A 24448-nucleotide genomic window follows, 5' to 3' on the forward strand; every position below is an offset into this window, starting at 1 on the left:
TGGATAAAAGACACGCTCTTTGTTACCGTTTTCTATTTTTTTGTTTCGGCTTTCGATCAGCCTCTGACCAAAAGGGATGTGCAAAGAATGTTACATAAATTGGAAGGCATTGTATTAAAAACGAGAGATTATGGAGAATCGAATAAAATCGTCACCTTGATGACAAAAGAGGCGGGGAAAATCGGAGTGATGGCAAGGGGAGCAAAGAAACCGAGAAGCCGGTTGGCCGCCATTTCCCAAACTTTTATGCACGGCATTTTTATTGTTCAAAGAACTTCCGGCTTGGGCACTTTGCAGCAAGGGGAACTGATCAATTCAATGCGCCACATTCAGACGGATATTGTAAGGGCTGCTTATGCCAGTTACATCGTGGAATTGGTGGACCGGTTGATGGAAGAGGGGAGCCCGCAACCTTTTGCTTTTGAAGTTTTGAAGCAAGCATTATATGCCATTGATGAGGAATACGATCCGGAGGCGATTGCATTATTTGTTGACTGGAAGCTGCTTCCCTACGCAGGCGTAAGGCCGGTTTTGCATCAATGCGCATCGTGCGGCGCCGTCGAAGGGGAGTTTGCCTTTTCCTTTTCCCAGGGCGGTTTTCTTTGCCATCGTTGCTTCCATGTGGATCAATACATCATTCGACTCAATCCGACCCAGGTCAAATTGATACGCATGTTCGCAAATGTGCCGATTGAAAAAATCGGAAAGTTGGAGTTGAAGCGTGAAACGAAGCGGTTTATTAAAATGATTGTGACCACCATTTATGAAGAACAGACGGGGATGCGCTTGAAATCCCGTTCGTTTATTGATCAGCTGGAGAAATCGGAATCGTTGCTGTCGCTCCAAAAAAACGATGAACACGAAAAAGGCGTCGAATCATGACGCCTTTTTGATTTATTTCAGCTCAGCCAAAATCGGGATTAAATCTTCTTTGAAAGCTTGCCAAAATTTTTCTTCCAGCTCTGGCAATAAGTTATCTTTATTTTGATATTCCATAAATAGTTTTTCAATTTTATCATCCACCAGCCTCAGGCGGTGGTTGACGTTTTCCCGTTCCTCCTCGATATGGAGCAGAATATAACTGTCCATCAGCCGTTGAAGCTGATGGCCTTTTTTTAATGCAATTTCATAGGCTTCTTGATGGAAAAGGCCGACCGCTGTGGACAAGTCGATCCGCTTCCGATGATATTCGGCTGCCTGGGCATATTGTTGAATTTTTATATTCGCGTGATATAGTAAATGGCTCATACTATTGATCGACGGAACTTCCCTTTTGAAAACTGTTGCCACCATCTCCCGCAATTGGCCGAAACAGTCCCCCGTTTCGGATATTTCCACTTTTTTTGAAGGTATTAATTGATGAAACAGCATGTTGACTCCCCCTAATGCAAACAGCGCTTTTTCTCATTATACAAAAGAAGGAAAAAATAAACACTATAAATTCAAATAATTCTGATAGTTTGGTAAATTCAACAAAAGGGAGCTGCATTCATTGCACACGTTGCAAGCAAGGGGGAAGTCTCCATAGAAGCTGGCAAAGAGTCGGGATTGGCCCAGCCATTCACTTTTCAATAACAAAAAGAGCAAATGGAAAAGGCATCGCCTCTCCATTTGCTCTAAAGTTTATCAACCCTATTTATTCATTAAAATTGCAAGTATTTTTCAATATAAGCTTTCACTTCCGCAATCGGGATGCGCACTTGTTCCATTGTATCGCGGTGGCGAACCGTCACTTGGCCGTCTTCTTTTGAATCAAAGTCGTAAGTGATGCAGAATGGTGTACCGATTTCATCCTGACGGCGATAGCGTTTACCGATGGATTGGGATTCATCATAATCCACTGGGAAGTACTTGCGCAATTCGTTCCAAACTTCAGTTGCTTCTTCTGACAATTTTTTGGATAGTGGAAGAACAGCCGCTTTAAATGGCGCAATGACCGGATGGAATCGGAGGACTGTTCGTTTGTCGCCATCTTCCAGTTCCTCTTCATCATAAGCGTCGCATAGGAACGCCAATGTGACGCGGTCTGCCCCTACGGATGGTTCGATGCAGTATGGTACATAACGCTCATTTGTAACAGGGTCCACATATGTGAAATCTTCGCCGGAATATTGCATATGCTGTTTTAAGTCGTAATCGGTACGGTCGGCAATACCCCAAAGTTCGCCCCAGCCGAATGGGAATTTGTATTCAATATCCGTTGTGGCTGCTGAATAGTGGGACAATTCTTCTTTTGAATGGTCGCGAAGGCGGATATTTGCTTCGGTCATTCCCAAACTCAAGAGCCAGTTTTTGCAGAATTCTTTCCAATAATTTTGCCATTCCAAATCTTCGCCTGGTTTACAGAAGAACTCCAATTCCATTTGTTCGAATTCACGGGTACGGAATGTGAAGTTCCCCGGTGTGATTTCGTTACGGAATGATTTACCGATTTGCGCGATACCGAAAGGAATTTTTTTGCGCATGGAACGTTGTACGTTTTTGAAGTTGACGAAAATCCCTTGTGCTGTTTCAGGGCGCAAATAAATTTCGTTGGCGGAACTTTCCGTTACCCCTTGGAACGTTTTAAACATCAAGTTGAATTGGCGGATTTCTGTAAAATCTTGCGCACCGCAATCCGGGCAATGCACATCATATTGCTTCATAATTTCTTCCATTTTGTCGAAAGATAAACCGTCCACCACAATTTCATCGCCTTTTTCGAGAGCGGCCGCTTCGATTAATTTATCCGCTCTGTGTCTCGCTTTACATTGCTTACAGTCGATCATCGGGTCATTGAAATTGCCCACGTGGCCGGAAGCTTCCCAAGTGCGTGGGTTCATGAGGATTGCGGCATCAAGCCCCACGTTATAAGGTGATTCTTGTACGAATTTCTGCCACCATGCTTTTTTAATATTGTTTTTCAGTTCCACACCAAGCGGACCGTAATCCCACGTATTGGCAAGACCTCCGTATATTTCGGAACCCGGAAATACAAATCCGCGATGTTTTGCTAAACTTACAATAGTTTCCATTGATTGAACAGCCATTTTTGTTCCTCCTAATTGTTTATATTTTTTTCATTGATAATAAATAGAAAAGCACTCGCCTCCGGGCAATACGCCCGGGGACGAGTGCTTGATTCCAACGTTACACCCGCGGTTCCACCCCGATTGATTGTATTCTTGAAGAAGAAATACAACCCTCTTTTTTGGAACATGGCTCCAGGATGCCGTTTCTCTTTTCGTGTAGGCTTTCACCATCCCTACTCGCTGTTGGTTGAAAAGATACTTATAGTCCTGTCATCGCCTTCGATATATTAATATAGTATTTTGACCATTCAGTTGTGACATTATTTTATCATGTAGGACTTTTCTTAGCAATTATTAAAAAAATAGTATATAATATTTGAGTAAAAGTATAACACTAATTGAGGCGGTGAGTCCAATAGAACTCAATCAACGTCAAGATAAAATTCTCCAAATCGTGAAAGAAAAAGGTCCAATCACCGGGGAAAAAATAGCTGAACAATTGAATTTAACCCGCGCAACCCTGCGGCCGGATTTGGCGATTTTAACGATGGCAGGGTTTTTAGATGCCAGACCCAGAGTCGGCTATATATATTCAGGAAAGAAAACGCTGGCCTCTGTTACAGAGTCCATGATGAATCTGAAAGTGAAAGACTTTCAATCAATGCCGGTTGTCGTTTCCGAGAATATGACCGCTTATGATGCCATTTGCCAAATGTTCCTGGAAGATGTCGGCACATTATTTGTGGTGGATGAAAAATCCCGCTTGCAAGGGGTTCTTTCAAGAAAAGATTTGCTTCGTACAAGCATCGGGACACAGGCGATTACAAAAATCCCTGTTCATATTATTATGACCAGAATGCCGAATATTGTTTATTGCCACAAAAATGATTCCCTTGTGCATGCGGCGAAAAAACTGATCGATCGGCAAGTGGATTCGTTGCCGGTTGTGGAAGAAAGGGAAGACGGGCTGGAAATTGTCGGCCGGTTGACAAAGACGAATATCACAAAAGCTTTTATTTCCTTGGCAGAAACGAATGATTTGTAAGAGGTGCGAATTTGAAAAACTTAAAAATTTTTGTCGTATCTGATTCTGTTGGAGAAACGGGCGAACAAGTGGTAAAAGCGGCTGCCACCCAATTTCGGCCGAATTTTGACGGCGTAATCATCCGAAGATTTCCGCACATATCAAGCGACGATCATATCAGAAACATTGTCGAAATCGCGGTGATGCAAAATGCAATCATCGCTTTTACGCTTGTGGAAAAGCAAAAACGCCAATTGATGCTTGAATTGTGCCGTCAATTGAATATTGATTGCATCGATTTATTGGGACCTATCATCGAATTGTTTGGTAAACGGCTCCAGGAATCGCCGCGGGAAGAACCCGGCCTTGTTCATAAATTGGATGAGGACTATTTCCAAAAAGTTGAAGCCATCGAATTTGCCGTAAAATATGATGATGGACGTGATCCAAGGGGAATCTTATTGAGCGATGTCGTATTAATCGGTATTTCGAGAACATCCAAAACCCCGTTGTCCCAATATTTGGCCCATAAACGGTATAAAGTGGCCAATGTGCCAATCGTCCCTGAAGTCGAACCGCCGGAAGAATTGTTCCAAGTGGATCCAAGAAAATGTTTCGGTCTGGTGATTTCCCCCGAAAAACTGAATGTCATCCGGAAGCAGAGATTGATCGCATTGGGATTAAGCGATGATGCAATGTATGCAAGAAAAGACCGGATTGAAAAGGAAATCGCCTATTTTTATAAAGTGGTCGAAAAATTGGGCTGTGAAGTCATTGATGTTACCAATAAGGCGGTGGAAGAAACGGCCAATGACATCATTGAAAGATTGGAACGGTTAAAAAATAAGTGATACCTCCAATTTCCAGGGAGGTTTTTTTGCGTTTTTTTTAATTATGGTATAGAATTTTTTTGAAGAATGTTTTATAATGATAAAATTGGGTTAAAAATATTTCTAACAATTATTTTAAAAAAATTAACTTTTTGTGTCGTTTTTTAAAGGGATTTTTAATTTTTTATCGAATCTTGTTATTTAGCAACAAAGTTGGTGATGGGAATTGGTTAATAAAATCCCTGAAGAATTGATTGAAAAAATTCGGACAGAGTCGGATATAGTCGATGTCATCAGCGAATATATCCAGTTGACCAAAAGAGGCCGGAATTGGTTTGGGCTATGTCCATTCCATAACGAAAACACACCCTCTTTTTCTGTCTCCGAAGACAAACAAATATTCCATTGCTTTGGTTGTGGCGCAGGTGGAAATGTCATTACCTTTGTCATGGATATCGAAAATGTATCCTTTCCCGAAGCGGTATCGAAACTGGGAGAACGCATCGGCATACATATAGATATCCAGAACCAAAGTATGGACAACCGCATTCACCGTTATTCAAAAAAAGAAGAAAACATGCTGAATGCCCATCAATTTGTTGCTGAATACTACCATCATTTATTGTTGAACACAGAAGATGGTGAAAAAGCGTTAAATTATTTATTCAAAAGAGGATTTACGAGGGAAGATATCGAATCCAATGGTATAGGATATGCATTGCCAAATTGGGATTCGGTGGCGGTGCTTTTGCAGCGCAAAGGTTTTTCACCGGATGAAATGGTCGAGTGCGGACTCATTATCCAACGGGAAAACGACCATACTTATTTTGACCGGTTTCGGGACCGCATCATGTTTCCGATTCGCAACGAATTTGGAAAGGTGATCGGTTTTTCAGGCCGTATACTTGAGCCGAAAGAATCAGAAGCAAAATATTTAAATAGTCCCGAATCTCCAATTTTCCGAAAAAGCGAAGTTCTGTTCAATTTGGACAAGGCCAGAGCTTCGATTCGAAAAAAGCGCCAAGCAATATTGATGGAAGGATTTATGGATGTACTCGCTGCAAACAAGGCAGGTATTGACAATGCCGTGGCCACCATGGGCACTTCCTTGACGAAAGAGCATATCACAAGGCTGAAACGCTTAGTTCGAAACGTTGTTATCTGTTATGACGGTGATCATGCCGGATGGGAAGCTGCCAAACGTGCTTCGGAGTTGCTGTACAATGAGCAGATGGAGGTCGAAGTTGTCGTACTGCCTGACAAATTGGACCCGGATGAGTATATCCGGAAATTCGGTCCGGAATCCTTCGTTCAGATGATTGAAAGACCACATGCCTATATGTCTTTCATGATGATGTACGCACGTCGCAATAAAAATTTCCAATTTGAAAATGATGTATTGCAATATATTCAGGAAGTACTCGAACAGCTTGTCGGCAGAACATCACCTGTTGAACGTGATTTATATATAAAAGAATTGGCGAAAGAAACAAAGGTTTCAGAAGAAGCCATTTACGCACAATTCAGAAAATTAGATGCTGACTTCGCTAAAAATTATAAACGAGCGGAACAGAAAAATACAATAATAAATGGCCCAATTCAACCCAAAAATTTAAATGCGACGGAACGTGCAGAAAGATTGCTTTTGTCACATATGCTATTTGATATGGAAGTGGTAAACAACATATTGCGCAGTGAAGAACCACAACCTTTTGTACACGATGAATACATTGCGGCTTTTGTCCGTTTAATCGGCTTTTACGAAGAATATGGCACTTCGGATTATCAACGTTTCTTGGAAATGCTGGATGATCCTGAACTCCGGAGAATTGTCATGGAAGCGGCGTTGATTGAACGCGATCCGGAGTTTAAAGAAGCTGAAATTCAAGATTCTTTAAAACAACTGAAAAAACATCGATTAAAGCTTGAGATAGAAAAACTCATGCATGATTCCCAGGAAGCCGAACGGATGCATGAGCATAAAAAAGCTTTGGAACTCTTGCAACGGATAATTGAACTGAAAAGAACTTTATCTGCGATTTGATTGACATTGGTTTTTTATAAGGAGGAAGGTTTATGGCGGACAATTTGTCAGAACGTTCAAGAGAGATTTTGGAAAAGAATTTGGAAGAGGCGAAAAAATTTCTTCGAGAAAAGGCAAAAAATGATGGAATTTCCATGGAGGAAATTTCTAAAAAACTGGAACCATTTGAATTGGAACCTGAAGAAATCTTTCACTTTGCAGAAGAACTGGAAAGCCAATATGATATTCGGGTGGAAGGTAAAGAAGAATTCGAAGAAGAAGCAATCGCTAAACAAGAAGAATTGGAAGAAGAATTTGATTTAAATGATTTAAGCGTTCCTCCTGGTGTGAAAATCAACGACCCTGTCAGAATGTATTTAAAAGAAATCGGACGTGTCGACTTATTAACTGCCGAAGAAGAAACGGAATTGGCAAAACGCATTGAGCAAGGTGACGAAGAGGCTCGCAAAAGACTCGCAGAAGCGAACTTGCGATTGGTGGTTTCCATTGCGAAACGTTATGTTGGCCGCGGAATGCTTTTCTTGGATTTGATTCAAGAAGGAAATATGGGATTAATCAAGGCGGTTGAAAAATTCGACCACCGCAAAGGATTTAAATTCTCCACCTATGCGACTTGGTGGATTCGTCAGGCAATTACACGCGCCATCGCAGATCAGGCGAGAACAATCCGAATCCCTGTTCACATGGTTGAAACCATCAATAAATTAGTTCGCGTTCAACGTCAATTATTGCAAGACTTGGGCCGCGAACCTACTCCGGAAGAAATCGCGGAAGAAATGGATTTAACGCCTGAAAAAGTCCGCGAAATCCTAAAAATTGCGCAAGAACCGGTTTCTTTGGAAACGCCGATCGGTGAAGAAGATGATTCCCATTTGGGCGATTTCATTGAAGATCATGACGCGCAATCACCGGCTGACCATGCAGCTTACGAATTATTGAAAGAGCAGCTCGAAGATGTATTGGATACATTGACAGATCGTGAAGAGAATGTCCTCCGTCTTCGCTTCGGTTTGGATGATGGCCGCACACGCACGCTTGAAGAAGTAGGTAAAGTGTTTGGCGTCACACGTGAAAGAATTCGTCAAATAGAGGCAAAAGCTTTAAGAAAATTGCGTCACCCATCCCGCAGCAAACGGTTGAAAGATTTCTTGGAGTAATCATTTTCATCAATTGCAGCCAAAGGTACCCTTATTGGGTGCCTTTTTATATGAAAACTTTTTTAAATTTTCATAGAGATTTATTACTTTCTATGGATGCCGGAATATAGAAAATAAGATAAAATATAGATAAATAATTTATCATTTCGGGGAAACTATATGGAAAATCCTAAGAAGCAAATCATTTTGAACGAAATCTTATTTTGGAAGCAAAATAAGCTGTTGCCGGAACAATATTGCGACTTTTTATTGAAGCTTTATACCGAAGGGGAAGATATCAAACAGCAGGAAGATGTCAGTTATAAAAAGTCGATCATCGAAAAGGAAAAGCGTAAAAAAAGGATCATCGCTTTGTTGTTGATTTTGTTAACGGTTGCCTTATTGGTGTTTCTTTTTCTCATGACCTCCTACTTTTTTGTTGCCGCATTGATTGCGGGATGTATAGCGATTCTATTTATCATCTATTCTTATCAATTTGCGAAAAAGCATGATTTGATCGCACCAATATTGCAAGTGGCGGCGGCCCTCCTGATTTTTGGGATTTCCGTCAAAGTGAGCCTGGTTTATTTTGAAAATAATAATATTGTATTATATTCATTATTGATCGCCAACTCTCTTATGTGGACCATCACGGGAATCCGTCTGAAGCTTTTGTATTTCAAGATTTCGGGTCTATTGGGATTGTTGATCATCATTGGTTATCAACTATTTTTCCTATAATTACAATAAAAAGAACGTTTTTCATTTTGTTTTGGTAATATAATTTTTGCGGAAACGGAAATAATAAAAATCCAACGTGTTATAGAGAAAAATGATAAATAAAATAAAAGGCAAAATTGTGAAAAATTGTCGAAATTGTTACAGTCCTTGTAAAACTTTCTGTTTAGGTCTTTTCGTTTTGTAAAATATGAAGTACAATAATGATTGTTGACTATATTCTATCATTTATAGCATTGATGAATTATAAGGAGGTTAAAGACACATGAAAAATAACCCGATTGTTCCTTATATCCTCATAATGGCATTGGGTATTGCACTTATCTTCTTCTTGTCTTTAGACGGTGTCGGAAAACAAAATGAAAATGCTGAAGAGGGGACAACTACGGAAGATAATGCTTCTGCAGACGATGGTGCAGCATTAGTTCAAACATGTATTGGATGCCACGGCCAAGACTTGAAAGGTGGCATGGGTCCTCAAATCGCTGGACTTGATGCGGATCGTATCGTGGACGTTCTTGAAAACGGTATCGAAGGAACTCCAATGACTCCAGGAATGAAAACTGGCGACGAAGCCAAAAAAATCGCCGAGTACATCAGTTCATTAGAATAATTACATAAATCCTTAGTTGCTAAAGTAGGCGACTAAGGGTTTATTTTTTTATATAATGAGAGTTATAAATTAACAAAAAAGGCGGGTACATCATGAATGCACAAAATCTTTCCAAACGACTCGAAACCGTTGCTTCCTTTGTACCGAAAGGAGCAACCGTGGCAGATATCGGCTCAGACCATGCCTATTTGCCGTGTTATTTGGTTCATAAAGGCATTGTACAGAAAGCGGTTGCGGGAGAAGTGGTGGATGGACCATACCAGTCCGCGCTGAAAAAAGTGAGAGAAGAAGGGATGGAAAATCAAATTACCGTAAGACTTGCCGATGGATTGGCAGCCATTGAAAGCGGTGATGGTGTGGATACGATCACGATTGCAGGAATGGGCGGATCGTTAATCGTTTCCATTTTGGAAAAGAATCCGGAAAAACTTGAATCCATCCAGCGCCTCATATTGCAACCGAACATTCATGCAAAATTGATCCGTCAATGGGCATTGGCGCATCAATGGAAAATCATTGATGAAGCCATTGTGGAAGAGGATGAAAAAATATATGAAATCCTCGTGCTTGAGCGGGGGCCAATGGAGTTGACGGAAGCGGAGATATTAATGGGGAAAGAATTGATTCGGGAGAAGTCGGACGTTTTCGTGAAAAAATGGACGAATGAAGTGCAACATATGAAAAAAGTGCTCCAATCGCTGGAAAAAGCCGACCAAACGCCCGAAATTCTTGCGAAACGGGAAGAATTGCTTCATCATGTTGCATTAGTGGAGGAGGTATTGAAACCATGAAAAAAGCGAACGGGAATGAGATTATTCAGCTTTTTGAAAGCTGGGCTCCTAAGAAATTGGCATGCATGGAAAATGACCCGATCGGCCTTGCAATCGGCACGTTAAACAAAGAAGTCACAAAAGTGCTGGTGACTCTTGATGTGAATGAAGCGGTGGCCGATGAAGCGATAGAAAAAGGATGCCAACTCATTATTGCCCACCATCCGCCCATCTTCAGAAAGTTGTCCAATTTGAGAACGGACACGCCCAGCGGCAAACTTTACGAAAAGCTGTTGAAAAACGATATTGCGGTATATGCCGCCCATACAAATCTGGATGTGGCGGAAGGCGGCGTCAACGATTTGCTTGCCGATGCTTTGGAACTGGAAAACCGCGGGATTTTAGAGAAAACGTATTCGGAACATTTAATGAAGTTGGCTGTATTTGTTCCGGATGACCATGCGGATGAACTGCGCTATGTCCTTGCAAAAGCGGGTGCAGGGAAAATCGGCAATTATGATTCCTGCAGTTATTCCACGGACGGGAAGGGGCGTTTCCGTCCATTGGAGGGAGCCAATCCTTATATCGGGGACGTGGGCGAAATCGAAGTGACCGATGAAGAGAAAATCGAAGTGGTGTTTCCGGCATCCATGAAAAACCGGATTTTGAAAGCGATGTTAAACGCCCATCCATATGAGGAACCGGCTTATGACCTCTACACATTGGCGCAAGAAACGAATGAATACGGCATCGGGCGGATTGGCACGTTGAAGGAGCCGATGAGCTTAAGACAATTCGCCGAATATGTAAAAGAGCGATTGGATGTTCCGATGGTGCGCATCGTGGGCAATGAAAATGACACGGTTTCGAAAGTCGCGGTGCTTGGAGGCGACGGAAATAAATATATTCACATCGCCAAAAGAGCCGGTGCGGATGTGTTTGTCACAGGGGATATGTATTTCCATGTGGCACAAGACGCCCAAGCGATCGGCTTAAATATTGTCGACCCTGGCCATCATGTGGAAAAAGTGATGATCAAAGGGGTTAAAGAAAAAATGACCGCCCTTTGCAAAGAAGGGAAACTCGATGTGGAATTTATCGAATCGGAAGTAAATACAGAGCCGTTTATTTTTATTTAATGTGGGTAACAATGAAATATGTATGTCCAAACAATCCTCTTGGAGCGAATGAAGGAAGCGATGGTTTTCTTCATTTGCTCTTTTTTATTTTCGGAGAATCGCAAAACCAAAATTAATTTGATGCAAGGCGATAATCGCCAAAGTTTGAAAGATAATCGCCAATCGAGCGAGGATAATCGCCGAAAGGAGGGCATCATCGCCAATGAAGTAAAAAGCAAATGATCTCCCATGGAAGACAATCATAGGTGCTGTACCTTTCACTGACCGTTTGCATATGATAGCTTTTAGAAGACTTACGTCATTTGCATCAAACAGAAAGGAGATTTCCATGCGACCACATCATTTTCCTTACCAGATGCCGCCAGGAAGACCGAATCATTTCATACCAAGTCCGCCACAATTTGGCTATAGACCTGGACCATTTCCGCCACAAATGCCTCCTGGTTTCGCGCCGCCAAAAGGAACAGCAAGACTGGATTCGCTGCTGGAAACGGCCAACCGCTTTTTGGCGACTGCCCAAAGTTTCCAACCATATATCCAGCAAGCTGCTCCGATGCTCCGGAATTTGCCTGCATTATGGAAGCTGTACAAAGGGTTTCAAGGAATCCCGTCACAAGGCGGCCCAGGGAATGAACGGGGAAGAAATCAGCCACCATCCGGCCAATCGAACCAAAATGGAAGAAGCCAAAGACCATCCTATGAAACGAGACCATCCGTTCCGAAAATCTATCAACCGCCTTTCGATCATTTAGAATAGAAGCTTTGTATTCAGTGTCCAGCTCCGTTATAATAAAGCTATGTACCAACAAAAGGAGTTGACACGATGGAAGTCATTAAAATAAATCCTCGTGGCTATTGCTATGGCGTAGTGGACGCAATGGTCATTGCAAGAAACGCTTCATTGGATAAAACATTGCCACGACCAATCTACATTTTAGGAATGATTGTTCATAATAAACATGTGGTGGATGCCTTTGAAAAGGAAGGCATCATTACACTTGACGGCGAAAACCGGAAAGAAATCATCGAAAAAGTGGAGAAAGGGACAGTCATTTTCACTGCCCATGGGGTATCACCGGAAGTGCGGGAAATTGCGAAAAGAAAAGGACTTGTGGCCATCGATGCAACATGTCCTGACGTGACGGTGACCCATGATTTAATCCGGGAAAAAGTCAAAGAAGGTTATGATATCATATATATTGGAAAGAAAAACCATCCCGAGCCTGAAGGGGCCATCGGAGTCGCACCTGATCATGTTTATTTAGTGGAAAATAAAGAAGACATTGATAACTTGAATTTGCAGAACGATAAACTCCTTGTGACAAATCAAACAACGATGAGCCAATGGGATGTTAAACATTTGATGGATTACATCAAAGAAAAATATCCTCATGTCGAGGAACATAAAGAAATCTGCATGGCCACTCAAGTGCGGCAGGAAGCGGTCGCACAGCAGGCAAAAGAAGCGGATGTCGTCATCGTTGTCGGCGATCCCCGCTCCAACAATACTAACCGGTTAAAACAAGTGTCGGAAGAAATTGCGGGAACACCCGCATACCGAATCGCCGATCTATCCGAATTGAAAATCGAATGGTTAATGGATGCGGAGAAGGTGGCGGTGACGGCAGGAGCTTCCACACCAACGCCGATTGTCAAGGAAGTCATTGCATTTTTGGAGAAGTTCGACAAAAACGACCCATCGACCCATGAAATTAAACGCACAGTGACCCTTGATAAAATCCTTCCGAAAATCAAAGAGCCGAAACCGGTGAAGAAAATTCTGCCCGAAGAATAATGGGAGAAAATATAAAAGGATTTTATATATTAGCGGACTCTAATATATAAAATCCTTTATTTTTATGCTCAATTATCCTTCTGAATAAAGTATTGGTTGATGGGTCTTCCGATGCCGCCATAATGCACATCGACACTCACCATATTTTGCTTTTCCAAAAAATCCAGATACCGTCTTGCCGTGACTCTTGCCACCCCGATGGCTGCCGCCACATCATCGGCGGAGGCCCCTTTTTCTGCTTCTTTCAGATAGTGGAGGACTTTATTGAGCGTTGAACGGTTGAACCCCTTCGGAAGTTCCTCGGGCAAATGGCCGCTCTTTGTTTCCCGGTTTTCCATGTTCCCATGGGGATGAATAAGGTTGTCCAACTCTTCCTGATTCAAAATCCGTGTTTCGGCACTGACATGTTTAAACTTTTTATAATTCAACAACGTTTGCTGCATCCGTTCGAAGGTGAAGGGTTTCATAATATAGTCGTACACGCCCAAGTGCAAAATTTGCTGAATGGTTTGCAAATCATTCGCCGCTGTGACGGCAATACAATCCACAGGCAAATTTTCCGACCGGATTTTTCTTAAAGTGGAGAGTCCGTCCTGTTCGGGCATGAATATATCCATGAATACCAAATCCGGTTTACATTCCAGGATTTTTTGAAAACCTTCGACGCCATTTTTGCACATGGCAATGACTTCAAAGTCTTCCACTTTTTCAATAAATTGCCGATTGACTTCCCTAACCATTGGATCGTCTTCGATCAATAACACTTTAATTGCCATGAAATCCTCCTAAAAATTGAATGATATCAAGAATGTGGTTCCTTTGTCAGGTTCGCTGTACACTTCGATGACACCATTTCCTTTTTTCACAATTTCTTTCACCAGGTACAACCCGATTCCACGATTTTCTTTTTCTTTTGTAGAAAAACCTCTTTCAAAAATTTGCGACTTCACTTCTTCCGTCATGCCGATGCCGTTGTCACTCACTTCGATCGCGAGGACTTCATCCCGGTCATCGATTGAAATGTGGATTTCTTTTTCGTCTTTATTGGCCATGATCAACGCATCAAAGGCGTTTTCAATCAAATTGCCCAATAATACCACAAAATCATGATAATCCAGCTTTTCAGGAAATCTGGTAAAACGGCTTTCTTTATCGATGGTAACCCTGATCCCCAATTCCTGTCCACGGATGATTTTGCCTAACAATAGGCCGGAGATATTCTCATTATAAATCCGTTCATTCAGAAATTTTGTGACATTATCATGGTGGCTCGATACTTGAGATAAGTATTCGAGCGCTTGTTTTGTCCGTCCTAAATGCAACAGCCCCGCAATGGTATGGAGTTTGTTTTTGTATTCATGGGTTTGGACACGCAATGCTTGTACATAAGCTTTGACGCCCGTCAATTCTTCCGCCATTTTTTTGAAGGCCGTCAAGTCTTTGAATACCGCCACGGCTCCCACCACTTGCCCATCTACGGAAATGGGGATGCGGTTGCTTAAAATGCTGTGGTTGTTCACAAAAATTTCCTGGTCATACACCGGTTTTTTGGAATACACAATTTCCGGCAGCCTTGTGTCAGGAATCACGTCTTCGATCCTTTTTCCGATGCATTGGGAAGGTTCCAGATCCACGCCCAAGATTTCGCAAGCCTTTTGATTAAAAATGGTGATCTTCAAATCCTGGTCGATGGCAATGATTCCGTCATGCATGGAATTGAAGGTTTCCGTCCGCTCCACATAGAGTTTTGCAATTTCATGGGGTTCAAGTCCAAAAATTTGTTTTTTGATATGCATGCCAAGGGCTTTCGCTCCAAATGCGCTAAACAACATTGACAGGGCAAAAGTGATTAAAATCTCATTTGAATACTCAGAAAAAAAGTCTGAGAAAGTGGGCAGCGAGTAACCGACCACTGTTACGCCAATTTGTTTATTTTCATCCATGATCGGAACAAATGCCCGCAACATGATTCCTTTTTCACCTTTTGCCTTTGAAAGATAATAATGTTCCGCAAAGGCTGCATTGATATCGGTGGACTTGCTTATTTGTCCGATTTGATTTTTGGACGGATGGGAATATTTGATCCGGTTCATATCCATCACAACAATATACTCCGCGCGGTTAATGGTGCGGATTTCGTCAACGATTTGATTAATTTTCTTTGACGCCTCACCGAAGTTTTCGTTTTGGAGAGAGGTTTTCAATTCGGGCAGATTGGCCACCGTTCTTGCAACGAGCATGGCCCTTTGCCCAATTTCTTTTTCCCTTTCCTTTATCATACTACCAAGGACAAAACTGCCCGCAATAAAAAAGGAGAAGGCAATAATGAAAAAGGTGAGGAACATGATTTTCGAATTCATTGATAATTTTCTTCTTTTCAATTCATTGCCCTCCGAACGCATTTTTGCCATAATGGCTATAATCATATTATATTACAGTGGCTATGGTGAAACGTATGAAATATTTTGTGGGTAGCGCAGTTTTGACGATTCTGTTTGTCATAGGATTGATCGCATATCAGCAAGGGGCATTTTCAAAAGAAAAAATAGCCTATGATGATGAACAAGTGGGATTGGATGATCAAATCATCATCAATTTCAGCCATGTTGTGGCGGAAAATACGCCAAAAGGGATGGCGGCCAAAAAGTTTGCGGAACTGGTGGAAGAAAAAAGCGGGGGCCGGATCATGGTGAAAGTGTATCCTGACGGCATGTTGTACAGCGATTATGATGAATTGGAAGCCTTGTTGGATAATGAAGTGCAAATGATCGCCCCGACCACTTCCAAAATGACCGAACGTTTGCCAAGTTGGCAGGTGCTGGATTTGCCCTTTGTCATCGAAACCAACGAACAGTTGAAGGCCGTTTTGACCGGGGAGTTGAGCGGCAAGCTGTTGGAAGAATTGTCAAAGCTTCATATCAAAGGGCTCACTTTTTGGAGCAACGGATTCAAGCAAATCTCTTCCAACCAACCGATTATCCGTGCGGAAGATTTCAAAGGGAAACAGATCCGGACGATGGGCAGCGATATCATTAAAGAACAATATCGCAAGCTAAATGCGGAGCCGATCCCTTTAAATTTTGATGATGTCTATTATGAAATTCAAAACCAGTTGATTGATGCCCAGGAAAACACGATTTCGAATATTTATTCGAAAAAATTTTATACAATGGAAAATCACATCACCCTTTCCAATCATGGCATCATGGCCTATGCGGTGATGATGAATGAAAATTTTTGGAATAGTTTAACGGAAGAGGATCAACAAATCATCATCGAATCATTGGAAGAAATGCAAGAATGGCAATTTGAGTTGGCTGAACGGATCAACGGGGAATTTTTGGAGAAGCTTTATAAAGAACCGAATGTGGAAATAATCCAATTGAATGAACAAAATAAAAAGCAATGGATGCAATCTGTCAGCCCCCTTTACGAATACTTTAATCAAAAGGTGAATGGCACATATTTCAATCTGCTTCTGCAAGATATCGATAAAGTGGAAGATTTTTGAAATTGAACAAAATGAACAAAATGAAGGTTTCCTTGAAAAAGGGGACCTTTTTTATTTTTGTTATATAACAAAAGAATTGCTTTAAAGATCAGTCATATAACACGCAAACCCTTGAAACATCAGGGTTTTTAAGGATTCTTCCGGATAATGAACAAAACAAACGAAATAACCTTTATAAACGAAAAACTAATTTTCAAATAATTTTTATTATTATAGATTCAAGCATAACAACAAATCAATTTTTGACGGGGATGATGATATGAAAATATTGAAAAATCTTACAGTTCAAGTGATTATAGCAATCATCTTGGGGATTATTGTAGGGGCGGTTTGGCCTGAATTTGGGGCAAAGTTGAAGATACTTGCGGATTTATTCATTAAATTGATCAAGATGTTGATTGCCCCAATCATCTTTTTGACGGTGGTCGTTGGAATCGGCAGCATGGGGGATGTAAAGAAGGTCGGAAAAATCGGCGGCAAAGCGCTGATCTATTTTGAAATCGTTTCCACTATTGCCCTTGCCATTGGAATCATCGTTGCACTAGTCATTCAACCAGGTAAAGGATTGGATACCTCTGCTGCAGGAAATGCCGACATTTCAAAATACACTTCGGCGGCTTCCGAATCGGAGCATGGGCTTGCCCATTTTATTTCCAGTATTATACCTGACAACTTTGTAGGGGCATTGGCCAATGGCGAATTATTGCCGACGTTGTTTGCGGCGGTGTTGTTTGGACTTGCGGCGGCGGCTGTCGGAGAGCGGGCGAAACCTGTGATTACCTTTTTTGAAAACGTTTCAGAAATCTTTTTCAAAATTGTCGGCATGGTGATGATCTTTTCACCGATTGGGGCATTTGGTGCAATGGCCTATACGATCGGCAACTTCGGAATCAAGTCTTTGGCAAACTTGGGGCTTTTAATGGTTTCCGTTTATACGACCATGTTTATATTTATCGTGTTCATTTTAGGTTCCATCGCCAGATTTTATGGCATCAATATCTTAAAATTTATTGCCTATATCAAAGAAGAAATCTTCATCGTCATCGGGACATCTTCATCTGAATCGGCATTGCCGTCTTTGATCAGAAAGTTGGAACAATTTGGTTGTTCCAAACAAACAGTCGGATTGGTCGTTCCAACCGGCTACTCCTTCAACCTGGATGGAACAGCGATCTATTTGTCGATGGCAACTTTATTTATCGCGCAAGCTTATGGCATTCATTTAACATGGGTACAAATTGTTACCATCCTGGCCGTGTTGATGATTACGTCCAAAGGGGCTGCCGGGGTGACGGGCTCCGGATTTATCACACTTGCGGCGACACTCGCGGCATTCCCGATGATTCCGATTGAAGGGATCGCCCTGTTGATCGGTGTGGACCGCTTTATGTCAGAAGCCCGTTCCGTGACGAATTTGATAGGGAATGCGTTATCAGCGGTCGTGATTTCAAAATCGGAAAAAGAATTTGATGTGGCGAAATACGAAGAATTGAAACAGCACAAATTGGAAGCCCACTAATAAGAAAAAGGCTTTTAAGAAGGTAAAGAACTTTCTTGAAAGCCTTTTTTCCATTAAACTAGTTGAAGGGTTTGAATGTGGGAGAGATTAAAATAAGTGAGTTTCGATTTTCCGTTTTCTATACTGATCAACTGATTGTTTACATTGATGACTTTCCCGATGTGGGAAAAATCTTTCCCCAAATTCAATATAGCCATTTGATTTTTCAATTCAGCAAGCTGGGAAACGAAAGTGCTTTGAAAGGTTTCATCGTTTGCCGATGCGAAATGCTGAAATTCTTTCTCGCTAAGGCCATAAGGTAATTGGTTCAAATGTGGTATCAGCCATTTCAAATGGTACTGGGCAATGTACATCCTTTTGTAAACAGGCGACTCGAATACAAAATAGTCGTCTTTGATGGTTGTGATCACACCATGCAGGGGTTCGTTTTTGGCGACCATGATTTCCACGTGGATGCCCTTCGCCAATGTGAGTATATTTTTTAGTGTCAAATTTTGGTTGACCCGCGAAATAAATGCCGGGATTTCTGATGGAGTTTGAATATTATTTTCGTTTTCGAAATCTTTATAGAATGATTGGATATGTTCAAATGGTATATAGACAAATTTATTCCCATCATATAACACGATGAGTTCATCACTGGAATCGACAACGGAGCCGTTTAAGTGTTTTCCGCCAGATATTTCAATGACGATAATCTCTTTTTGCAGACTTTGGAATATGTTCCTTCCTCCTTTCCAATACTGATCTTTCTCTTGTTATCCCGCATTCCAGAAATGTTTAGTACTAGACATTATATTATGAGTCGTCTTTTTATATTCCAGTTTGGAAAGGCGGCAATTGATAAAATCCGCACGCAAAAGCTGTAATCATTGTTCTATGACATAGGGTGATGTTACAATATAACTTATGTTAGGAGGGACGAAACATGTCGAACTTTACAGAATTTCAATTCAAACCATTTATTATGGATGCCATTCAAAAGCTCGGCTTTAAAGAACCAACTCCGATTCAGAAAGAAATGATTCCGTTGATTCTGGAAGGGAAAAGCGCCATTGGGCAAGCCCACACAGGGACCGGGAAAACCCATGCCTTCTTATTGCCGATTGTCCAAAGAATCGATACGGGCAAACAGGAAGTGCAAGCGGTGATCACTTCGCCGACGAGGGAATTGGCGACTCAAATATATGAACGATTGAAAGAAATTATCGAAGGCACGGAAATTACGGCGAAATTGCTGATTGGCGGCACGGACAAGCAACGATTGATGGAAAAGCTGAAAAACCAACCCCACATCGTTGTCGGAACGCCTGGACGAATTCATGATTTGGTGAAGGAAAATGCCCTTCTTGTCCACAAAGCGCCAATTTTGGTGGTGGATGAAGCGGACTTGGCTTTCGACATGGGATTCATTGAAGAAATCGACGGTTTTGCGGCGCGCATGCCGGAAAAGCTGGAAATGTACGTTTTCTCAGCGACCATCCCCGTCAAGTTGCAGCCATTCCTCAATAAATATATGGAATCCCCAGCGCACATCAAAATCAATGACCGGAAACCGGTGGCGGAAGGGATAGAATTTTTCCTTGTGCCGATCCGATCCAAAAACCGGTCGGACAAACTGCTGGAAGTTTGCAAGACTATCAATCCGTTTTTATGCCTCATCTTCTGCAATACGAGAAAAACGGCGGATGAAGTGGCAAGCTTCCTATCGGAAAACGGCATCCGCACAGGGGAAATTCATGGGGATTTGACGCCAAGGGAACGCAAGAAAATGATGAAGCAAATCCGCGACTTGGAATTCCAGTACATTGTCGCAACGGATTTGGCAGCCCGGGGCATTGATATCGAAGGCGTTTCCCACGTAATCAATTATGAAATTCCTGAAGACTTGGAGTTTTTCGTCCACCGCGTCGGACGAACAGCGCGCGCGGGTCTGGAGGGAACAGCCATCACCCTGTATGGTCCGGATGATGAAGATGCTTTGGACCGCATTGATGAAAAATTGGGCATTCCATTTAAACATCGCGACGTGAAGGATGGGGAATGGATTGAATTAAAAGACCGTCAAGCCCGCAAAAAACGCGTAAAGCAGGAAGATGAATTGGACAAAGTCGCAAAAGCGCTGGTGCGAAAACCGAAAAAAGTGAAGCCGGGTTATAAAAAAGCGATGCAGAAGGAAATGCAGAAAATCAAGAAGAAATTGAAGAAGAGTAAGCGGTAGAAAGAGGGAAAAGGAGAATGTTAATCGGTTCACACGTATCCATGAGCGGCAAGAAAATGCTGCTTGCCGCCAGTGAAGAAGCGGCATCCTACGGGGCAACAACCTTCATGATTTATACAGGGGCCCCTCAAAATACGAGAAGAAAAGCCATTGAAGAATTGAATATCGAAGCGGGCTTGCAACATATGAAGGAACACGGCATTTCCGACATTGTGGTCCATGCCCCTTACATCATCAACATTGCCAATACGGTAAAACCGGAAGTCTTTGCTTTGGGTGTGGAATTTTTGCAAAAAGAAATTGAGCGCACGGAAGCGATCGGTGCCACACAAATCGTTCTCCATCCAGGTTCCCATGTGGGGGAAGGGGAAGAAAAGGGCATCAAAAAAATCATCGAAGGGCTGAATGAAGTGCTCTCCGTGGATTCCAACGTGCAAATTGCATTGGAAACGATGGCGGGGAAAGGTTCCGAATGCGGTAAAACTTTTGAGGAACTGGCGCAAATCATCGACGGCGTGACGAACAACGAGCGTCTTTCCGTCTGCTTTGATACATGCCATACCCACGATGCCGGTTACAATATCGTGGAAGATTTCGATGGCGTGTTGGAGGAATTCGATAAAATCATCGGCCTCGACCGCATCAAAGTCGTACATATCAACGACAGCAAAAACGAGCGCGGGGCAAGAAAAGACCGCCACGAGAATCTGGGCTTTGGCCATATCGGATTTGATGCGCTCAACTACATCGTCCATCATGAAGTGTTCAAAGACATCCCAAAAATTCTTGAAACGCCTTGGGTCGGTTCTGATTCGAAAAATAAAAAGCCGCCATATAAAGAAGAAATTGAAATGCTGAAAACCGGGGATTTCCATCCGGAATGGATTGACGCATTGCGCGGCTGAGAGCGAGGAAAACACCTCGCTCTTTTTTTGATTGAGGTTTGGCGAATATATTGATTCATTTGACTAATATACATCGGGGCTATTATGTTTCGGAGTTTGACTATTATTGGCTTTTGGGGCGGCATGTTTTTAGAGATTGGCTAATAAATTGAATCCTTTGACTAATATTCATCGGGGAATGGCTATTATGCTCACGGGTTTGACTATTATCGGCCTTTTTGCATGGCGTTTTTTCATCTTTGGCAATTAAGTTCGCCAATTTGACTATTTTCCCTTAAAGAATGGCTATTATGGATTCTTTTCTTTAGTCAATTTTCAATATAAAAGAAGGCAAACCAGCCATACTAAAATGCAAATGATTTTTTTGAAGGTGGCTGGCATGATTAAAAGATATACGGCTTTAATTACAGTTCTATTTATGTTTTGCTATGTTCATCCCATTCAGGCAAAGTCCCTGAACGAAACAATCCAGCAATATTTGGGCACGGATAATATAAGCGTGTCCATCAGGGATCCGGAAACCGGTGAAATAGTGTATGAAAAAAATGGGGATGTCGGGATGAAACCGGCTTCCACATTGAAATTGCTGACGGCTGCAAGCGCATTGCATACATTGGGGGAACAGCACCGTTTTCAAACAGATGTGTACACCGATGGCAAAATCGAGAACGGTGAGCTGGTGGGCAATCTTTATTTTAAAGGACGCGGCGATCCCACTTTTCAAAAGAACAATTTTTTGCAAATTGCAGATATATTGAAGGTATTAGGAGTTCATTCCATACGGGGTAATCTATATGGCGATGATTTGCATTTTCAAGGTGCGGCCCTTTCTCCAGGGATTGCAAAAGACGATGAAAGCTATTATTACGCACCGCGGATCAGCGCTTTGACGATGTCGCCGGATCAGGATTTTGACGCCGGTACCATGATTGTTCATGTCAAACCGACGGAAATCGGGAACAAACCGATGATTGAATTTGAGCCAAATGATTGCGGCATGATTTTCATCAACCAGGCAAAGACGGTTGCTTCAAATGAAAAAAATACCATTGAAATCATCCGGAAACACCGATCCAATGAGGTTGTCATTTCAGGTAATATTCCTGTTGGAGAGCCCCATAAAGATTGGGTGACCTTATATGATCCAACCCTTAATACGCTTATTGCATTCAAGAAAACGTTGGAAGAAGAGGGTGTTTCATTTTATGATACGGCCATTGAAAGAAAAGCGGTACCGAAAAATGCCGTCTTGCTTTATACAAAACATTCCTTGCCATTGGAAGTTCTTGTCCATCCTTTTCTGAAATTGAGCAACAACAGCATTGCGGATATTTTAGTCAAAACAATGGGGCAAACGGTTTACGGACACGGGGATTTTAAAAGCGGATTAAACGTGATCCGGTACTATGGGGAACAAATTGGATTAAATATGGAATTTTGGCAGTTGGAAGATGGTTCGGGCATTTCCTACAAAAACCGGACTACGGCCAATGAGTTGACCAATTTATTAGTAATAGTCCGCCACGAACCCTATTTCCCCATCTTTTTCAGCAGCTTGCCTGTTGGAGGGGAAAAGAAACGGGAGATCGGGGGATCATTGAGGGAACGGTACTTGGATGATCATTTGAAAGGCCGTGTATTTGCCAAAACAGGGCATATATCCGGAGTGTATACCTTGGCGGGATACGTGAAGGCCAAAAGCGGGAAAATGTATGCCTTTGCCGTGATGACCCAGAATCAACAGAAAAATAAAATCAAAGACATTGACAAAGTGGTGGAAGCGATGATGGAACAGTATTGATTTGGCTGAATGTGCGTATTTGGAGTTTTTTTTAGATGGCGGATAAGTTCTTTAACTTGGCTGATATCCCAATGCGGGAAGCTTAAAATAATTGGCTCGGCGGATAAATTTGCAACTTTGGCGGAAAAGCACTGCAGAATGGCGGATATTCGACTGATTTTGGCGGATATTACAATGCCGGGAAGCCTAAAATAATTGGCTCGGCGGATAAATTCATAACTTTGGCGGAAAAGCACTGCAGAATGGCGGAAATACGCCCAATTTTGGCGGATATCCTATTGCCGAGAAGACAAAAAAATTGGCTCGGCGGATAAATTCATAACTTTGGCGGAAAACCAATGCAAAACGGCGAAAATACGCCCGATTTTGGCGGATATCCCATTACCGAGAAGACAAAAAAATGGGCTTGGCGGATAAATTCATAATTTTGGCGGAAAACCAATGCAAAACGGCGGAAAAATGCCCGATTATGGCGGATATTACAATGCCGGGAAGCCTAAAATAATTGGCTCGGCGGATAAATTCATAACTTTGGAGGAAAAGCACTGCAGAATGGCGGATATTCGACTGATTTTGGCGGATATTACAATGCCGGGAAGCCTAAAATAATTGGCTCGGCGGATAAATTTGCAACTTTGGCGGAAAAGCACTGCAAAACGGCGGAAAATCCTCCAATTTTGGCGGATATCCTATTGCCGAGAAGACAAAAAAATTGGCTCGGCGGATAAATTTGCAACTTTGGCGGAAAACCAATGCAAAATGGCGGAAATACCTCCGATTTTGGCGGATATCCCATTGCCGGGGAGCCTAAAATGATGGCTCGGCGGATAAATTCATAACTTTGGCGGAAAAGCACTGAAGAATGGCGGAAATACCTCCGATTTTGGCGGATATCCCATTGCCGAGAAGACAAAAAAATTGGCTTGGCGGATAAATTCATAACTTTGGCGGAAAAGCACTGAAGAATGGCGGAAAATCCTCCAATTTTGGCGGATATCCCATTGCCGGGAAGCCCAAAAAATTGACTTAGCGCAAATATGACCGATTTCCATCTCATCACAACATAGTCGAAGCAAACCTTCCTCAATTACTTGTTCAAACAAAAAGAGCGAATGGGGGATAGTCCCTTTCGCTCTTTTTGTGCGCCCGGCATGTACATGAACTATAGGGTGTAAGTCCCGAACCCCGAAGACAGAAGTAGAGGTTAGCTCAACGCAAGGGTGTCCGTGGTGACGCGGAATCTGAAGGAAGCTGGAGGCAAAATACCGGTCCGAGGAACACGAACCTCATATAAGGCTAGGTATGATTGAGTGAGTTTGCAAAACAAAACAAAGCTCTTTCTGTCGAAGGTCATATCGAGTAAATGAGGCGGATAGATGGTGTGAAAGTGC

General features: G+C 42.2%; 24 protein-coding genes. 18 read left to right on the forward strand and 6 right to left on the reverse strand.

Annotated features, from left to right (window positions below; genetic code table 11):
• The first annotated feature begins 87 nt into the window (after positions 1-87).
• Complete coding sequence (gene recO, locus ACFPOH_RS10065) at positions 88-882, forward strand: DNA repair protein RecO (protein WP_342469210.1); 795 nt, start codon at positions 88-90, stop codon at positions 880-882.
• 12 nt (positions 883-894) lie between these two features.
• On the opposite strand, the gene ACFPOH_RS10070 is transcribed toward recO, so the two are convergent.
• Both ACFPOH_RS10070 and ACFPOH_RS10075 read right to left on the reverse strand, forming a co-directional pair.
• Positions 895-1371: a hypothetical protein gene (locus ACFPOH_RS10070; protein ID WP_342469211.1), complete on the reverse strand. Its 477-nt coding sequence runs from the start codon at positions 1369-1371 to the stop codon at positions 895-897.
• A gap of 272 nt (positions 1372-1643) precedes the next feature.
• Complete coding sequence (locus tag ACFPOH_RS10075; protein WP_342469212.1) at positions 1644-3029, reverse strand: glycine--tRNA ligase; 1386 nt, start codon at positions 3027-3029, stop codon at positions 1644-1646.
• A gap of 388 nt (positions 3030-3417) precedes the next feature.
• On the opposite strand from ACFPOH_RS10075, the gene ACFPOH_RS10080 reads away from it, so the two are divergent.
• The 11 genes from ACFPOH_RS10080 to ACFPOH_RS10130 all read left to right on the forward strand — a co-directional run bounded on the left by ACFPOH_RS10080 (position 3418) and on the right by ACFPOH_RS10130 (position 13100).
• Positions 3418-4056 carry a helix-turn-helix transcriptional regulator gene (locus ACFPOH_RS10080; protein ID WP_342471287.1) on the forward strand — a complete coding sequence of 213 codons (639 nt, stop codon included), beginning with the start codon at positions 3418-3420 and terminating at the stop codon, positions 4054-4056.
• Positions 4057-4067: 11 nt separating this feature from the next.
• Positions 4068-4886 carry a pyruvate, water dikinase regulatory protein gene (locus ACFPOH_RS10085; RefSeq protein WP_342469213.1) on the forward strand — a complete coding sequence of 273 codons (819 nt, stop codon included), beginning with the start codon at positions 4068-4070 and terminating at the stop codon, positions 4884-4886.
• A 205-nt stretch (positions 4887-5091) separates the two neighbouring features.
• Positions 5092-6909: a DNA primase gene (gene dnaG / locus ACFPOH_RS10090; RefSeq protein ID WP_390309536.1), complete on the forward strand. Its 1818-nt coding sequence runs from the start codon at positions 5092-5094 to the stop codon at positions 6907-6909.
• Between the two features lie 32 nt (positions 6910-6941).
• Positions 6942-8066 carry an RNA polymerase sigma factor RpoD gene (rpoD, locus tag ACFPOH_RS10095; protein ID WP_342469215.1) on the forward strand — a complete coding sequence of 375 codons (1125 nt, stop codon included), beginning with the start codon at positions 6942-6944 and terminating at the stop codon, positions 8064-8066.
• A 159-nt stretch (positions 8067-8225) separates the two neighbouring features.
• Positions 8226-8786, forward strand: a complete 561-nt coding sequence (locus ACFPOH_RS10100) for a hypothetical protein (RefSeq protein WP_342469216.1) — start codon at positions 8226-8228, stop codon at positions 8784-8786.
• A 262-nt stretch (positions 8787-9048) separates the two neighbouring features.
• Entirely contained in the window at positions 9049-9396 is a 348-nt protein-coding gene (locus tag ACFPOH_RS10105; protein WP_342469218.1) for a c-type cytochrome, read from the forward strand.
• A gap of 92 nt (positions 9397-9488) precedes the next feature.
• On the forward strand, positions 9489-10187 hold the full coding sequence (locus ACFPOH_RS10110) for a tRNA (adenine(22)-N(1))-methyltransferase (RefSeq protein WP_342469219.1): 699 nt from the start codon (positions 9489-9491) through the stop codon (positions 10185-10187).
• On the forward strand, positions 10184-11305 hold the full coding sequence (locus ACFPOH_RS10115) for a Nif3-like dinuclear metal center hexameric protein (RefSeq protein ID WP_342469220.1): 1122 nt from the start codon (positions 10184-10186) through the stop codon (positions 11303-11305). Before ACFPOH_RS10110 ends, ACFPOH_RS10115 begins: the two co-directional genes overlap by 4 nt.
• An 18-nt stretch (positions 11306-11323) precedes the next feature.
• Entirely contained in the window at positions 11324-11527 is a 204-nt protein-coding gene (locus ACFPOH_RS10120) for a hypothetical protein (RefSeq protein ID WP_342581531.1), read from the forward strand.
• Between the two features lie 106 nt (positions 11528-11633).
• A complete protein-coding gene (gene vrrA, locus ACFPOH_RS10125) occupies positions 11634-12062 on the forward strand; it encodes a VrrA/YqfQ family protein (protein WP_342469221.1) in 429 nt (142 codons plus the stop codon).
• A 66-nt stretch (positions 12063-12128) separates the two neighbouring features.
• On the forward strand, positions 12129-13100 hold the full coding sequence (locus ACFPOH_RS10130; protein ID WP_342469222.1) for a 4-hydroxy-3-methylbut-2-enyl diphosphate reductase: 972 nt from the start codon (positions 12129-12131) through the stop codon (positions 13098-13100).
• Between the two features lie 68 nt (positions 13101-13168).
• Here the strand turns inward: ACFPOH_RS10130 and ACFPOH_RS10135 are convergent, their stop codons facing one another.
• Complete coding sequence (locus ACFPOH_RS10135) at positions 13169-13876, reverse strand: response regulator (RefSeq protein WP_390309537.1); 708 nt, start codon at positions 13874-13876, stop codon at positions 13169-13171.
• Between the two features lie 9 nt (positions 13877-13885).
• A complete protein-coding gene (locus tag ACFPOH_RS10140) occupies positions 13886-15502 on the reverse strand; it encodes an ATP-binding protein (protein WP_465270741.1) in 1617 nt (538 codons plus the stop codon).
• A gap of 53 nt (positions 15503-15555) precedes the next feature.
• Here ACFPOH_RS10140 and ACFPOH_RS10145 point away from each other — a divergent pair, with 53 nt between their 5' ends.
• Positions 15556-16611, forward strand: coding sequence for a DctP family TRAP transporter solute-binding subunit (locus tag ACFPOH_RS10145; protein WP_390309538.1), 1056 nt, complete (start codon positions 15556-15558; stop codon positions 16609-16611).
• Between the two features lie 259 nt (positions 16612-16870).
• A complete protein-coding gene (gene dctA / locus ACFPOH_RS10150) occupies positions 16871-18130 on the forward strand; it encodes a C4-dicarboxylate transporter DctA (RefSeq protein ID WP_342469225.1) in 1260 nt (419 codons plus the stop codon).
• A gap of 53 nt (positions 18131-18183) precedes the next feature.
• On the opposite strand, the gene ACFPOH_RS10155 is transcribed toward dctA, so the two are convergent.
• Positions 18184-18756, reverse strand: a complete 573-nt coding sequence (locus tag ACFPOH_RS10155; RefSeq protein WP_342469226.1) for a DUF2642 domain-containing protein — start codon at positions 18754-18756, stop codon at positions 18184-18186.
• A 302-nt stretch (positions 18757-19058) separates the two neighbouring features.
• On the opposite strand from ACFPOH_RS10155, the gene ACFPOH_RS10160 reads away from it, so the two are divergent.
• The 4 genes from ACFPOH_RS10160 (at position 19059) to ACFPOH_RS10175 (ending at position 23666) form a co-directional block, all read left to right on the forward strand.
• Positions 19059-20351: a DEAD/DEAH box helicase gene (locus ACFPOH_RS10160; RefSeq protein ID WP_342581528.1), complete on the forward strand. Its 1293-nt coding sequence runs from the start codon at positions 19059-19061 to the stop codon at positions 20349-20351.
• A 17-nt stretch (positions 20352-20368) separates the two neighbouring features.
• Positions 20369-21256 (forward strand): deoxyribonuclease IV, encoded by an 888-nt coding sequence (locus tag ACFPOH_RS10165; protein ID WP_342469228.1) that lies wholly within the window; start codon positions 20369-20371, stop codon positions 21254-21256.
• A 379-nt stretch (positions 21257-21635) separates the two neighbouring features.
• Complete coding sequence (gene dacB / locus ACFPOH_RS10170; RefSeq protein WP_390309539.1) at positions 21636-23057, forward strand: D-alanyl-D-alanine carboxypeptidase/D-alanyl-D-alanine endopeptidase; 1422 nt, start codon at positions 21636-21638, stop codon at positions 23055-23057.
• Positions 23058-23498: 441 nt separating this feature from the next.
• Entirely contained in the window at positions 23499-23666 is a 168-nt protein-coding gene (locus ACFPOH_RS10175) for a hypothetical protein (protein WP_390309540.1), read from the forward strand.
• Positions 23667-24261: 595 nt separating this feature from the next.
• On the opposite strand, the gene ACFPOH_RS10180 is transcribed toward ACFPOH_RS10175, so the two are convergent.
• Positions 24262-24448 (reverse strand): hypothetical protein (locus tag ACFPOH_RS10180; protein WP_390309541.1); only part of this gene is annotated, 187 nt, incomplete at its 5' end.

It is taken from the genome of Ureibacillus suwonensis (assembly GCF_042655065.1).
GTDB classification, from domain to species: Bacteria; Bacillota; Bacilli; order Bacillales_A; family Planococcaceae; genus Ureibacillus; species Ureibacillus suwonensis.